This is a genomic window from Psychrobacter cibarius (assembly GCF_016107535.1).
Classification (GTDB): Bacteria; Pseudomonadota; Gammaproteobacteria; order Pseudomonadales; family Moraxellaceae; genus Psychrobacter; species Psychrobacter cibarius.
This window is the reverse complement of the sequence record NZ_JABASQ010000006.1, coordinates 103,834-118,098: the sequence shown is the minus strand read 5'-3', so window position 1 is coordinate 118,098 and position 14,265 is coordinate 103,834. Positions and strand designations below refer to the sequence as shown.

Here is a 14,265-nt window from a genome sequence, read left to right as displayed (position 1 = left end):
TTCACAATGCCATAGCATAGCGTAATTTGGCGAAAATTGCGACGATATGATAGGGCGTTTACGCATGACGAAGAATACAAATTCGAAAATTTGAGCGGGTTTTTAATGTTTTGGTTATCATAAACCAAATACCCATAGGCTTAGGTATAATAAACAGAATAATGATCATTGATTTGGAGTTTTTATGACCATCACTATTTACGGTATCAAATCTTGCAGCACCATGAAAAAAGCCTTTGCCAAGTTAGATGAGTTGGGCGTCAGCTATGAATTTCATGATTATAAAAAACAAGGTATCGATAAAGATAGCGTTAAGCGTTGGGTAGATGAATTAGGCATTGATAAAGTGCTCAATAAGCGCGGTACGACATGGCGCAAACTAGACGACAGTCAAAAGCAAGCGGCTGATACTAGTCTAGATAACGCCATTGATTTGCTCGTAGAAAATACCAGTATGATTAAGCGTCCGATAGTTGAAGGTGAGCTGACTGATAAAAACAAGAATATATTATTATGCGGTTATGATGAAGCTGAGTTTGATAACGTTTTTTCGTAAAAGAATACGGCTACCATCAATAAAGCCCGAGCTAAGAACCTCTTAGCTCGGGCTTTATAACACCTAAAATAAACCAAATCACACTTGCTAGCCATATAAGCAAGACGTAAAAGCGAATTTGTTCAGCATTCCAATCTAGAGCAAACCACTCAATGAGGAAAAATGACTTCCACCCTTCTATCCATTTTGCGCCACCATAGCCAATAATCCACCAGCAATACAGGCTTTCTAAGATAAAAAGTAGACACCAGAGCCACAATGCCATGATTTACTCCTGCTACTCGGCCAATGATGAGCCTAAATCACGACTGATTAATGTACCAACCCCTTCATTGGTAAAAATCTCTAACAGCGTGGCATGAGGCACGCGACCATCGACGATCACCGCGCTTTTTACACCGCTACGTACCGCATCAAGTGCACATTGGATTTTGGGAATCATGCCGCCTGAGATAGTGCCGTCTTCAATGAGGCTGTCGACTTTCTTTGGGGTGAGTCCAGTCACGACTTCGCCGTCACGACCCAGTACACCTTTGATATTGGTTAGAAGCATGAGCTTTTCAGCTTGTAAAAATTCGGCTACTTTACCTGCAACTAAGTCGGCATTGATATTGTACGTATTGCCTTCGCTATCGACACCAAGTGGCGCGATGACGGGAATGAAGTCAGAGGCAATGAGCATGTTAATCACGTCTTTGTTGACACTGACCACATCACCGACAAATCCTAAATCGACAGGCACAGCAATCCCATCTGCGCCAATTTTTTCCATCATCAGTTTTTTGGCTAGGATTAAATTGGCATCTTTACCCGTCAAACCGATAGCGCGGCCACCGTGTTTGTTAATTAAGCTAACAATAGATTTGTTGACACTACCACCTAAGACCATCTCGACGATATCCATGGTGCTTTTATCGGTGACGCGCATCCCATCGATACGGTCTGACTGACGCCCCAACTCTTTTAATAAATTATCCACTTGTGGACCACCGCCATGCACGACCACGGGATGAATGCCAACGGTTTTTAACAAGACGATGTCGCGGGCAAATGAGCTTTCAAGCGCAGGATCCGTCATCGCATTGCCGCCGTATTTGACCACGATAAGCTTATCGACAAAGCGCTGGATATAAGGTAGCGCTGTGGTCAATACTTCAGCAGTGTTTTTGGCATCATCTAAATTAAGCGTCATTATAAACTCCTAAGTTATGGTATTAAAAAGTCATATTTTTATGTGACAGCAACTACTTTGACGGTAACTGTTTTGCTCAAAACTATTCGGCAGGAATAGCGACAATTTGTTCCGCCAGTTTTTTATCAAATGGGCGACATAAAGCGGCAAATTTTTCTTGAATGTCGCGTAAGTCTTCTATGCTATCACCAGCAAAGCGTGCGGTAAGATTGTGACTAGTATTTGATTGGCGGAGCACCCCAAAACCATGGGCGAAATCCAAACGCACGCCATCAATACAGCTCAGCTTCGTCCCCACTGGCAATAAGCATTTGGCTTGCTTGGACGTCATATATTGCCGACTCATCGAACAACGGCAAAGCGATGGCTGGCTAGTAGCTATCCAATGATCACCAGAATCTTTTGCTACAGTCGCTTCTACGAGTTGACGTAAATACTGACAAAATTTGGTCAGCTGCTCGACGATAGTATCGTCTTTTTTAAGGGTTTTAGGCATCGGCAAATAATGATCCGCCGTACTGACCATAGCAGGCAATTGCTCTGTAATATCAGTCAGAGATTTTTCACCCTGAGCATCGTAAGCCGCTAGCCAATGCAGCAATCGCAAGGCCGCGTACATGGCGTCATCATAAATAATAAAGCGGCTATCGTTAAATATGAAATGCCCTGACAATTCACCCGCAAAGACAATTTGACCAGCAGAATGCTGCATCTGTCGGCGCATAAAGCTGCTGCCAGTTTTACTGAGCACAGGTGTTGCGCCAAGCTCAGACAAGAGATTCGGTAGATGATGGGAGCATTTAATATCAAAAAGGATTTGAGAGGGCAGTTGTGAATGGCCTGGGCTTTTAGAACACAGCGTTTCAGGGTGTTCGGTCAGCGCCACTTGCGCTAATAAATATAGCAAGTGATCGGGCGTGACAACTTTACCGCTATTATCGACGATCATTAAGCGATCGCCATCGCCATCAAAAGCGATACCTATATCTGCTTGATGTTGACGCACACTTCGCTGTAATTGTTCGAGACGGTGTGGTTCAGTGGGATCAGGATTGCCAGAGGGAAAACTCCCATCTGCGAGGTCATTAAGCATGATGACCTGCTGGCAAAAATGCTCAAATAAACGCTGGGCGATATTGCTGGTCGCCCCATGCATGCAGTCTATGACGACCACCACATCAAGGATGCCAGATGGTTGTTGGTTATCTTTGAGAAGTGGTTTATTACAGGGATGGATTTGCTTAAAGACTTGAGCGATAGCCTCAATATAAATCGTCGCGACTTGTGTATCAGATAAATTGAAGGGCTGATTGCAAATAGACTTAGGAATTGTATTTGTCAGCGTATTTTGAGCATCAACCTGTGCTTGAGAGTGATTGAGGTGGCAAGCATAGTTAGCCCGTGTTTTTTGCCAAAGCAACTGAATCTCTGCATGGCTCGGAGATTGATGGTTGACCAACCATTTGATACCTAAAATGTCTTTAGCAGAATGACTGGCGGTGACGATAATGCCATGACCCGAGTATTGCTCTGCCCAAAAAACCATCATGGGGGTAGTGATTAACCCCAGTCGGATAACTTGTAAGCCATGTTCAGTCAGTATATTAGCCAATCTCTGAGCGATAATATCACTACCGAGACGCACATCATAACCAAGCACAATGATGGTTCTTTTAAGGTCAATACTTGGTTTTGGCAGGCAAGCTTTGGCAGGAGCTGCGGTTGAGTCGCAATCTGCGGCACTGTAAAGCTGAGCAAATGCCTTGCCCAATGCTTGAATAAAGTCAGTGGTAAAATGCTGGCGTGAACCACGAATATCATAAGCACGAAATAAGCATTGCTGCGCAGCAAAAGACGGCATCGCTTACTCTCCTTATGGCGTGATTCACGTGATGGTGATTTGGTGATGACTAAAATACAATTAAAATGGCAAATCAGTGATGATGACTGATTATTGGCGGCCTGAATGTCCAAAGCCGCCTGCACCGCGTGCACTGGTATCACTAAATTCTGATACCACTTCAAACTCAGGGCGGGCAACGGGTACGACTACATATTGTGCCATACGTTCCGCAGGATTCAACACAAAGTCTTCATTACTACGATTCCAAATACTGACCATCAGCTCACCTTGATAATCGGCATCAATCAAGCCAACCAAATTACCCAAGACGATACCGTGCTTATGACCAAGACCTGAGCGCGGTAAAATCATCCCTGCAAAGTTAGGGTCTTGGATATAAACCGCCAAACCAGTACCAATTAAATGTGTGGCACCTGCTTTAATCGTCAATGGCTCATCAATACAAGCGCGCAAGTCGATACCAGCGCTGCCATCAGTGGCGCGTGTCGGTAACGAGAAGGCTTTATCTTCAGTAATTTTAGGGTTTAATACTTTAACTTGTACAGCTTGCATAACGCACTCACTTAACGGTTGGATAGTTTCTAAATAATATTGTTTCTAAATAAGATAATTTCTAAACTATATGATTTCTAAATAATATAGTTTGAACGTTGGCTATGTGATTATAGTATCAACACACTCGCCAAACCCAAGAATGACATAAAGCCGACGATATCTGTCACGGTGGTTAAAATAACCGAGGCGGATAGGGCAGGGTCAATATTCATGCGTTTTAGGAGCAGTGGAATACTAATGCCCGAAACGTTAGCAGCAGTCATATTAATGGCAATGGCAAAACCAATGACGGCGCTAATTTTAATGTCATGAAACCATAATTGGGCAATAATCGCCATGATTATCGCCCATATGATACCGTTTATCGCGCCGACCCACAGCTCTTTATTTAATAACCACAAACGGTTGGAACCACCGATTTGACCCATCGCCATACCACGAATAACCACTGTCAGAGTTTGTGACCCAGCAATACCGCCCATACTCGCGACCACAGGCATGAGTATCGCCAGCGCCACCACTTTTGCCAGTACCGCCTCGAACTGACCAATCACAGCCGCAGCCAATAAGGCGGTACACAAGTTAATGCCTAACCAAATACTGCGGCTTTTGGCACTGGTTAAAATAGGCGCAAACAGCTCTTCATCTTGGCTGACACCCGCGAGGTTTTTCATGGTGCTATCGACATCATCTTGGATAATTTCCATGATGTCCTCGCCATTTAACTGACCGACCAACTCGCCATGACTGTTAATAACGGGGGCAAAACGAATGTCTTCTGAGCGAAAAATCGCTGCGGCATCTTGGATGTCTAAGCGATCATTAATGGTGATGGCGTTATCAATCAATTCTGAGACTAAGGTAGTTTGATCATGTTTAATCAAATCGACCAGACTGAGCAGCCCAAGTAATTGTTGGCTTTGATCAACGACCAGCAGCTCTTGGCTTTCATCATCGAGCAAATCGTCATTTTCTCGTAGCCAGTTCTGTACTTCTGCAAGGGTGATATCATCCCTGATCTGAATGAGGTCAGGATCCATATAACGACCGACTTCCCAGTCAGCATAGGTATCGAGCTTATTGACCTGCACTCGGATGTCTTCATCCAAGGTTGCCATCACCGAAGTACGCACACTTTCGGTAACGGTGTCTAAAATCTCAGAGATGTCTTGCGCATCAAGGTCTTGGGTAAATAAGGAAATATCTTTCGATGAGACGTTTTCTAACAGCGGCTGGCGTGTATCAAACTCTAACTCGGCAAGTACTTCGCCTTTGATGTTTTCTGGTACTTGTGCCCAAATCAACAAGCGATTTTGGCTAGGGAACGATTCTAATAGGCTCGCAATCTCATATTTGGACTGCTTTTCTAAAAACTCAGTAATCGCCTCGTATGCCTTGTCAGCAACCAAACTTTGCAGGTATAGAAGTTTATATTCGCCGCTATACTCTGCCGGATTATAATCTCCCTGTAGCGTAGATGGTCGTTCCTGATCAGGCATAGGGGTAGGCATAAAGGTTCCAAAGTTTTTAGAAAGTATAAATAATAACAAACACTAGAATGTCGAATAAGTGCTAATTTCTCATGTCGCTAACTGGTGATGCTCTCAAGCGTTGAGCCTAACGCTAACGATTACCCAATAAAGCGCGAATATTAGCCAAGTATTCATCAGCAACGGCTTCAGGGTCTTTAGTCGCTTTTTTCTTTTTTGCCTTGGCTGGCCAGTCGATATGCTCTTCTGGTAACTCATCTAAAAATCTTGACTCAGAAGTGACACGCATCTGACCACCGGCGCGGCGCTGGGTGGCGAGCGTCAATGTCAGCTCTCGACGCGCACGAGTAATACCCACATACATCAAACGCCGTTCTTCTTCGACCGTCTCGCTTAGGATAGAATTGCGGTGCGGTAGCATTTCTTCCTCAAGCCCCATGATATACACAAAATCAAATTCCAAACCTTTTGCTGCATGCAAGGTCATCAAGTTAACCTTGTTGGTGTTTTCTTCTTCTTGCTGTTGCTCGAGCATATCCAGCAACACCAGCTTACGAATGATGGTATCAATGGTGCGATCTTCGTCTTCTTCGGCGCGATTAATCAGTGATTGAATACTAGTGTAGAGCATATCAATATTATCGATACGGTTTTTTTCTTGTTGCGGGGTTTTGGCGTCGCTACGCACAAAGTCGATATAACCTGTTTCATCAATCATTTGGCGGACGATAGGTACAGGGTCAGGATGCTGATCGAGCTCACGCGTATAATGTTCAATAAATTCACCGAACTCTTTTATCGTACCATAAGCCTTCGACGGTAAAACATGCGCGAGCCCTGCGTGTGTACAAGAAGCGAGTAGCGAGATGCTATGCTCTTGTGAAAATAAGCCTAACTTCTCTAGCGTTGCTGGCCCCATTCCACGCTTAGGCGTATTGATAATACGTAAAAACGCACTGTCATCTTCAGGGTTCAGAATCAAACGCAGATAGCCCATGATGTCTTTAATTTCACTACGCGCAAAGAACGACTGACCACCCGATAATTTATAAGGCACTTGCAATTGACGCAACTGCGCTTCTAGCATGCGCGCCTGAAAGTTACTGCGATATAGAACGGCATATTGCTCCCACTCATTACCGAAACGCAGTTTATGAGTAACAATCTCTTTTGCCACACGCTCAGACTCATCATCATCATTACGACAGTTAATAATGCGAATTTTTTCGCCTTGACCTTTATCTGACCAGAGTTTCTTTTCAAATAAATGCTCGTTATTGGTAATAACGGCATTGGCAGAGGTCAAAATACGCGTGGTCGAGCGATAGTTTTGCTCAAGCATGACGATTTTTAATTTTGGAAAATCTTCTTTGAGCAGTGCCATGTTTTCAGGCTTAGCACCGCGCCACGCATAGATAGATTGATCATCATCGCCCACGACGGTAAAACGCCCTTGCGGTCCGACTAAGTATTTAATCATCTCATACTGGGCGGTGTTGGTATCTTGATATTCATCGACGAGCAAGTAACGAATACGGTTTTGCCATTTATCGCGCAGCTCTCTGTTTTCACGTAATATCTTGGTCGGCAGGACAATCAAATCATCGAAATCAACAGCGTTATAAGCCCGCAAATTGCGCTCATATAAGGCATAGAGGGTCGCGAAGATCATGTCTTCTGGATCGTCTAAGGTTTCCATCGCCTTATCTGGTTCAATTAGGTCGTTTTTCCAGTCAGAAATCATTTTAATGGCTTTGCCGACCAATTCACGACTTTCAGCGCCGCTTAAATTATCACGCATCATCAGCTCCATCAGCAAACGCTTACTGTCGTCACTGTCCATGATGGAGAAGTTACCTTTGAGCGGGGTATGAATCAGCTCATAGCGCAAAAACTGTAGCCCAAATTGGTGAAAGGTAGACACCGTCAGCCCGCGAGTTTTTTCACTCGGCAGCAATTTACTGACACGGGCTTTCATCTCGCGCGCCGCTTTATTGGTAAAGGTCACCGCGGTGATACGCTCGGCTGGCATGTTGCATTCTTCGATTAGATACGCAATCTTGCGGGTAATCACCGATGTCTTACCGGAGCCGGCACCTGCTAGCACAAGCAATGGACCGGATACGTAAAGCATCGCTTCTTGTTGTTTGGGATTAAGTTGACTCATAAGGTGACCTGTAAGACAAAAGCAAAAAGAAAGCAAAAAAGACGAGTGTTGATATCAAGCGTTGCTAAGTGAGATAAAAACGGCACGTATGAGGCAGATCGATAGCGCAAAATGGCAACATAGCATTATAGTTGGTTGCATCATTTCGATATCAAAACATGGCGTCGATAAGGTTAATCAACCTATCCGCTAATCACGCTCATGACCATTAATATTTTGTGACAATTAATCAAGAGAGCCATCGTTAAAACAGCCGCTGATACTACCATGCAATTAGGCGGGTTATTATAAAGCAAAAACCGTCACATTGGGGAGGAGTTCAAGGATCGGCACCCAGTAAAAAAGCGTTAATTTTTCGTGACTTATACTATATATACTAGCGTCCATTCAAAAATGTGGATTTGGGCTTAATATAAGGTAACGTCTATATCATAATTCATGGCAAAAAAAACATGTTTCTTTCACCTATAAAGTGACCGTTCAATACAGTTAAAAACTAGCTTTTAGGCACTGATATGCGTATAGTACGTAAATAATTTATGCCAGTTGTCTCGTCATTGTTGACCACGTGTAATGAGCTATTAAATCAATTAAATAAACTATCGAATATGATATTGATTTAATACGTTGATCTTACGTTGTTAGAAGATGCGTTAGGCGACCAGCCTTTCTCCGTTATACATCGGAGTATCTATAGTTGGTCATGTCTGACATCGTCGTCAATAAGCTTGATAATTGGTTATTACCAGCACAGTATCTATATGAGCCATTGAGTTATTAAGACCCAATGGCAGTTACTTTGTGTTTTCGTCTGCGTTATGCCAGTCGCTATTACCACTCTATAGTTTGTGAGTATGTGCGCTGAGCTTGACACTCGATTGGGTGAGGAGCACGTATTATCATGTCTGCTTTTAATTGGTCAGCCATTGCTTTTATCTTAGCCGCCATTGGGCTAGTGGTCTTTATGCTGGTTGTGCCGCGTTTGCTTGGCGGTCGCTCTCAGGGCTCACAAAAAGAAGAAGTATTTGAAGCGGGTGTTGTCGGAGCTGGCAACGCCCGTATTCGTTTGTCTGCCAAATTCTATTTGGTGGCAATCTTCTTCGTTATCTTTGATTTAGAAGCGCTATATTTATACGCTTATGCCGTTTCAGTACGTGAAGCAGGCTGGCTGGGCTTTGCCGCAGCCGCGATATTCATTACCATCTTGATCATAGGCTTGGTATACGAGCTCAGTCTGGGTGCGATGAATTGGGCACCATCGGACAAGCGCCGCAAGCAACCACGTCTATATGCAGCTCCGGCAGGTTTTAATTTGGCAGATATTACGCAGTTTGATGGCGTCGATGAGCTGATGGTCGATCCAACTGGCAAGATACCAGCCCAGTCTTCAGGGCAGATTAATGTCTCGAACAATATCGAGACCAACCGTCGTCACTTGCAAAATATCGATCATATTAATACTACTGGTAATGTGACTTCCATGGATTTTGCTACATCTGCGCAACAAGACAAAGTCAAACGCTAATCGCTTTTGACGGTCTTGTGGCACGTTACTGCAAAATGGTCGCTTATTAATAATAGAAGTTAAGGCGATAGCGGAAGCAAGATGATTGCTGCGCTTCGCCTAATATAAAGGTTGTATGTTATGAAATACACATTAACAAAAGCCAACCCTGATGCAGATGTCTATCCTGCACAGACCAGCCAAACGGTCAATGATCCAATCGAAGACGAAGTGAATAAAAACGTCTTTATGGGTCGTCTCGAAGACCTTGTCCATTCAACAGCAAACTGGGGGCGCAAGCACTCACTTTGGCCATTTAACTTTGGTACCTCTTGCTGTTACGTCGAATATGCCACTACCTTAACCGCCGTTCATGATTTGTCACGTTTTGGTGCCGAAGTTATTCGCGCATCACCCCGTCAGGCGGATGTGATGATCGTTGCTGGTACTTGTTTTGTCAAAATGGCACCGGTTATTCAGCGCCTCTATGAGCAAATGCTTGAGCCAAAATGGGTTATCTCGATGGGTGCCTGTGCTAACTCGGGTGGTATGTATGATATCTATTCGGTCGTGCAAGGCGTGGACAAAATTATCCCTGTTGATGTCTATGTGCCCGGTTGTCCGCCGCGTCCAGAAGCGTTGATCCAAGGCTTGATGTTGCTGCAAGAGTCGATTACTAAAGAGCGTCGCCCGCTAGGTATCCATGTCAATGATCAGGGTATCTATCAGCCACAAATGACGCCTGAGCGTGACCGTAAGCAAGCAGATCGTATCGCTGTGAAAAACTTGCGTAGTCCAGACAGTATTTAATCAGCGAGCCTGTAGCCAAACTGCATTTGATAAATAGCATATTAGGCATAAATTATTTGGTTATATCATGTTTTAGTTTGGCTCAATCATACACAATCCGTAAAAGTGCTCAGTACGCATATATTCATCGTAGTTCGCTTATGTTTAGCGTAGTTCAGTTATGATTAACATGGTTCAATTATGATTAACATAGCTCGGTTAGGCTCAACATAGCTCAATGATGATTAATGAAGGAATACATCATTCATGGTCACGGTAGTTGAAAACATAGATTCTAATATTAAGCCTATTCCAGCGGTTATCACCGAGCTGGAGCAGAAGTATGCCGGTAAGTTTGTCGTGCAGCACACTGTGGATGAGATTCCAACGGTTTGGGTGGCACGTGCCGATTTGCTCGACGTTCTTTTATTCTTGCGTAAATTACCCCAGCCATACGTCATGCTATTTGACTTGTCAGCGATAGATGAGCGTCTGCGTCAGCATCGCCAAGGGTTGCCTGACAGTGACTTTACAGTGTTTTATCACCTAATGTCGCTTGAGCGTAATAGTGATGTGCGTATTAAAGTCGCGCTGAGTGAAGACGATGTCAATGTACCGAGCGCCACTAATATTTGGCCAAATGCCAACTGGTATGAGCGCGAAGTATGGGACATGTTCGGTATTGTCTTTACCGGTCATCCGCATTTGACCCGTATCTTATTACCAAAATATTGGGAAGGTCATCCACTGCGTAAAGAGTATCATGCGCGTGCGACTGAATTTACTCCGTACTTCTTGAACACCGCCAAGCAGCAATACGAGCAAGAAAACCTGCGTTTTGTCCCAGAAGAGTGGGGCATGAAGCGTTCAGGCCGTGATGAAGATTTTATGTTCTTGAACATCGGTCCTAACCATCCATCTGCTCACGGTGCATTCCGTTTAGTCTTACAGCTTGATGGCGAAGAAGTCGTCGATTGTATCCCTGATATCGGCTATCACCATCGCGGTGCAGAAAAGATGGCGGAGCGTCAAACTTGGCACTCATTTATTCCTTATACCGACCGTATCGATTATCTCGGCGGTGTGATGAATGAGCTACCGTACATCATGTCGGTCGAAAAGCTTGCAGGAATTAAGATTCCACCGCGCGCTGAAACCATTCGTGTGATGATGAGTGAGTTTTTCCGTATCACCAATAACTTACTGTTCGTCGGTACGTTTATTCAGGATGCGGGCGGCATGACCCCGGTATTCTATATGTTTACCGATCGCCAAAAAGCCTATGACGTCATCGAAGCCGTGACTGGCTATCGTATGCATCCCGCTTGGTTCCGTATCGGCGGTACTGCTGCTGATCTACCACGTGGCTGGCAGCGTCTGGTTCGTGAGTTCTTAGATTGGATGCCAAAACGCTTGGACGAATATGTCAAAGCGGCATTGCAAAATAGCGTGCTCAAAGGCCGTACCCAAGGGGTTGCTCAGTATAATGCCAAGCAAGCATTGGCTTGGGGTGTTACTGGTGCAGGTCTGCGCGCGACAGGTGTTGACTTTGATTTGCGTAAAGCACGTCCATACATGGGCTATGAAAATTACGATTTTGAAGTGCCAGTTGGCTACAACGGTGATGCTTATGATCGTTGTATGGTAAAAGTCGAAGAGATGCGTCAGTCATTGCGTATTATTCGCCAGTGCATGGATAACATGCCACAAGGCCCTTACAAAGCGGATCATCCACTAGCGGTACCACCGCCGAAAGACCGTACCTTGAATGATATTGAGACGCTGATTAACCACTTTATCTCAGTATCTTGGGGTCCTGTGATGCCAGCGGGTGAGTGTACGACGATTGTAGAAGCGACCAAAGGTTTGAACAGCTATTACATCACTTCAGATAAGGCGACGATGAGTTATCGTACCCGTATCCGTACGCCGACATTTGCGCATTTGCAGCAGATGCCGTCCGTGATTAATGGTTCGCTCGTCTCTGATGCCATCATGTATCTGGCATCGATTGATATTGTGATGGCCGACTGTGATCGCTAATACTTTGATCTTTCATGCTTTGATCAGAAAATTATCGTTATTAAAGAAATACGTTTATCAATATATCATTGCCAAATGGCACACCAAAATGCTGATATCTTGCCATGTAGCGACACTCATAAGACTGTCGCTATTAGCTGATAAAGCATGATGAGTGAGGACAGATAGAAGACTATGAAAATTGTTTCCGACAAAATGCCAAAAGTAGATGTGGCAAGCATCCTCACTAGCGAGGAAATTGCGGCTATTCATGAGTTTATGCACCATTACCCGCAAGCCCGTGCTGCTTCGCTCGATGCGCTAAAAATTGTGCAAAAGCGCAACGGCTGGGTCGATGACGCACAAGTGAATGCCATTGCCAATATTCTAGACATTCCGATGTCAGATATGGACGGCGTTGCGACTTTCTTTAACCGTATTTATCGCCAACCTGTCGGTCGCCATGTGATTCTCATATGTGACTCTGTGGCTTGTTATTTGACAGGTTATGAGGCGCTGTCAGCTGAGATTAGATCACAGCTGGGTATTGAGTATGGTCAGACTACTGCTGATGGACGTTTTACCCTATTGCCAATTTGCTGCTTGGGCAACTGTGATAAGGGACCAGCGGTACTGATTGATGAAGACACTTACGGCCCTGTCCAGCCATCTGAGGTCGCGCAATTATTGGAGCTATACGCATGAGTTTAACGATTTCAGAGCAAATTGCTCGTCGCGGTCAAGGTCAAGCGCCAAGCCAGCTAAATGCACAGCGTGTTCCAATCTATGGTGATAAAGCGACAGCCACTAGCGAAACCAAGCCTTTGACTTGGCGTTTAGCCCATCATGATGCGGTGCTTGATTTAGCTACTTATGAATCTCTAAAAGGCTTTACAGGTCTAAAAGAAGCGTTATCTAAGTCGCCTAAAGACGTTGGCAATATGATTAAAGCGGCCAATGTTCGAGGTCGCGGCGGTGCAGGTTTTAACGCTGGTCTTAAATGGTCATTTATGTCGCCGCCGGATGGTTTGCCGCGCTACCTCATCTGTAATGCGGATGAAATGGAGCCAGGCACGTTTAAAGACCGTCTGCTCATGGAGCGTCTACCGTTTCAGCTGATCGAAGGTATGCTAATTACCGCTCATGCGATTGGCGCCACTGACGGTTATATCTTTATCCGTGGTGAGTATATCTTGGCCGCTGAGCGTTTGGTCGCTGCTATCGAAGAGTGCTTGGCTAACAATCTCATGGGCAAAAACATTCTGGGCTCAGATTTTAGTTTTAACCTGCATGTGCATACGGGCGCTGGACGTTATATCTGCGGTGAAGAAACAGCGCTAATTAATTGTCTAGAAGGCCGCCGTGCTAACCCACGTACCAAGCCGCCGTTTCCACAAATTTCTGGTGCATGGGGTCGTCCAACTGTTGTCAACAACGTTGAGACTTTGTGTAATATGCCAGCGATTTTGAATCACGGCGTTGAGTGGTATCAGTGGTTATCTGAAATTAAAGGCAAAAGTAAAACGCCGGGCACCAAACTATTTGGCTGCTCAGGATTGGTCAATGACCCAGGCCTTTGGGAATTACCGTTTGGCTATACGGCACGCGAAATCATTGAAGATTTAGCAGGTGGTATGAAAGATGGTAAAACACTGAAAGCTTGGCTGCCGGGCGGCGCATCGACTGACTTTTTGACTGCAGAGCATTTGGATGTGGTAGTAGATTTTGACACCATTCAAAATGCTGGTAGCCGTATGGGTACTGGTCTCATTATGGTCGTCGATGAATCACAAGACATGGTGCCATTACTGCGTAACCTTGAGATTTTCTTTCAGCGTGAGTCATGCGGTTGGTGTACACCATGCCGTGATGGTCTGCCGTGGGGCGTTAAACTGCTTACCGCTATCAATGATGGTCAAGGGCAAGTGGGCGATGTAGAAAAACTAGAAGGCCTGACGCGTGACTTATGGATTGGTAAAACATTCTGTGCGCATGCCCCAGGGGCGATGGAACCACTAATGAGTGCGATTAAATATTTCCGTCCAGAGTTTGATCAAAAAATCGCGCAGGCGGTTGGTGTCGATGTTATTGATGCTGCAGCCAACCAACAGCCAGTAGTGAAATAA

At 44.8% G+C, this 14,265-nt stretch carries 12 protein-coding genes; 6 read left to right on the top strand and 6 right to left on the bottom strand.

All coding sequences use genetic code 11. The features are described 5' to 3' along the window. Positions 1 to 184: 184 nt before the first annotated feature. Positions 185 to 556, top strand: coding sequence for a Spx/MgsR family RNA polymerase-binding regulatory protein (locus tag JFC08_RS06340; protein ID WP_198330125.1), 372 nt, complete (start codon positions 185 to 187; stop codon positions 554 to 556). Between the two features lie 31 nt (positions 557 to 587). Here JFC08_RS06340 and JFC08_RS06335 read toward each other — a convergent pair whose 3' ends face one another. The 6 genes from JFC08_RS06335 to JFC08_RS06310 form a co-directional block, all read right to left on the bottom strand. Then, complete coding sequence (locus tag JFC08_RS06335; RefSeq protein WP_055124538.1) at positions 588 to 821, bottom strand: hypothetical protein; 234 nt, start codon at positions 819 to 821, stop codon at positions 588 to 590. Positions 822 to 833: 12 nt separating this feature from the next. Further along, positions 834 to 1,748 carry an acetylglutamate kinase gene (argB, locus tag JFC08_RS06330; RefSeq protein ID WP_055124537.1) on the bottom strand — a complete coding sequence of 305 codons (915 nt, stop codon included), beginning with the start codon at positions 1,746 to 1,748 and terminating at the stop codon, positions 834 to 836. 82 nt (positions 1,749 to 1,830) lie between these two features. Continuing rightward, positions 1,831 to 3,609, bottom strand: coding sequence for a phosphomannomutase/phosphoglucomutase (locus tag JFC08_RS06325; protein ID WP_198330124.1), 1,779 nt, complete (start codon positions 3,607 to 3,609; stop codon positions 1,831 to 1,833). Between the two features lie 90 nt (positions 3,610 to 3,699). Beyond that, the gene (gene dut / locus JFC08_RS06320; protein ID WP_045444733.1) at positions 3,700 to 4,164 is read right to left on the bottom strand and encodes a dUTP diphosphatase; all 465 of its coding nucleotides are present in this window, start codon (positions 4,162 to 4,164) and stop codon (positions 3,700 to 3,702) included. 110 nt (positions 4,165 to 4,274) lie between these two features. Further along, positions 4,275 to 5,678 (bottom strand): magnesium transporter, encoded by a 1,404-nt coding sequence (gene mgtE / locus JFC08_RS06315; RefSeq protein ID WP_083475673.1) that lies wholly within the window; start codon positions 5,676 to 5,678, stop codon positions 4,275 to 4,277. A gap of 112 nt (positions 5,679 to 5,790) precedes the next feature. Beyond that, positions 5,791 to 7,824 carry a UvrD-helicase domain-containing protein gene (locus JFC08_RS06310; RefSeq protein WP_060490569.1) on the bottom strand — a complete coding sequence of 678 codons (2,034 nt, stop codon included), beginning with the start codon at positions 7,822 to 7,824 and terminating at the stop codon, positions 5,791 to 5,793. 901 nt (positions 7,825 to 8,725) lie between these two features. Between JFC08_RS06310 and ndhC the strand changes: the two genes are divergently transcribed. The 5 genes from ndhC to nuoF all read left to right on the top strand — a co-directional run bounded on the left by ndhC (position 8,726) and on the right by nuoF (position 14,265). Beyond that, on the top strand, positions 8,726 to 9,349 hold the full coding sequence (gene ndhC / locus JFC08_RS06305; protein ID WP_055124534.1) for an NADH-quinone oxidoreductase subunit A: 624 nt from the start codon (positions 8,726 to 8,728) through the stop codon (positions 9,347 to 9,349). A 120-nt stretch (positions 9,350 to 9,469) separates the two neighbouring features. Continuing rightward, positions 9,470 to 10,138 (top strand): NuoB/complex I 20 kDa subunit family protein, encoded by a 669-nt coding sequence (locus JFC08_RS06300; RefSeq protein WP_025653094.1) that lies wholly within the window; start codon positions 9,470 to 9,472, stop codon positions 10,136 to 10,138. Positions 10,139 to 10,384: 246 nt separating this feature from the next. Then, complete coding sequence (gene nuoC, locus JFC08_RS06295) at positions 10,385 to 12,160, top strand: NADH-quinone oxidoreductase subunit C/D (protein WP_198330123.1); 1,776 nt, start codon at positions 10,385 to 10,387, stop codon at positions 12,158 to 12,160. A gap of 174 nt (positions 12,161 to 12,334) precedes the next feature. After that, positions 12,335 to 12,844: an NADH-quinone oxidoreductase subunit NuoE gene (gene nuoE, locus JFC08_RS06290; RefSeq protein WP_010198898.1), complete on the top strand. Its 510-nt coding sequence runs from the start codon at positions 12,335 to 12,337 to the stop codon at positions 12,842 to 12,844. Beyond that, a complete protein-coding gene (gene nuoF / locus JFC08_RS06285; protein WP_198330122.1) occupies positions 12,841 to 14,265 on the top strand; it encodes an NADH-quinone oxidoreductase subunit NuoF in 1,425 nt (474 codons plus the stop codon). The genes nuoE and nuoF overlap by 4 nt, the downstream gene beginning before the upstream one ends.

Bases quoted from the DNA above. Each gene is read 5' to 3' on its own strand.
- JFC08_RS06340 (WP_198330125.1), top strand. From the start codon at position 185: ATGACCATCACTATTTACGGTATCAAATCTTGCAGCACCATGAAAAAA.
- JFC08_RS06335 (WP_055124538.1), bottom strand. From the start codon at position 821: ATGGCATTGTGGCTCTGGTGTCTACTTTTTATCTTAGAAAGCCTGTAT.
- argB (WP_055124537.1), bottom strand. From the start codon at position 1,748: ATGACGCTTAATTTAGATGATGCCAAAAACACTGCTGAAGTATTGACC.
- JFC08_RS06325 (WP_198330124.1), bottom strand. From the start codon at position 3,609: ATGCCGTCTTTTGCTGCGCAGCAATGCTTATTTCGTGCTTATGATATT.
- dut (WP_045444733.1), bottom strand. From the start codon at position 4,164: ATGCAAGCTGTACAAGTTAAAGTATTAAACCCTAAAATTACTGAAGAT.
- mgtE (WP_083475673.1), bottom strand. From the start codon at position 5,678: ATGCCTACCCCTATGCCTGATCAGGAACGACCATCTACGCTACAGGGA.
- JFC08_RS06310 (WP_060490569.1), bottom strand. From the start codon at position 7,824: ATGAGTCAACTTAATCCCAAACAACAAGAAGCGATGCTTTACGTATCC.
- ndhC (WP_055124534.1), top strand. From the start codon at position 8,726: ATGTCTGCTTTTAATTGGTCAGCCATTGCTTTTATCTTAGCCGCCATT.
- JFC08_RS06300 (WP_025653094.1), top strand. From the start codon at position 9,470: ATGAAATACACATTAACAAAAGCCAACCCTGATGCAGATGTCTATCCT.
- nuoC (WP_198330123.1), top strand. From the start codon at position 10,385: ATGGTCACGGTAGTTGAAAACATAGATTCTAATATTAAGCCTATTCCA.
- nuoE (WP_010198898.1), top strand. From the start codon at position 12,335: ATGAAAATTGTTTCCGACAAAATGCCAAAAGTAGATGTGGCAAGCATC.
- nuoF (WP_198330122.1), top strand. From the start codon at position 12,841: ATGAGTTTAACGATTTCAGAGCAAATTGCTCGTCGCGGTCAAGGTCAA.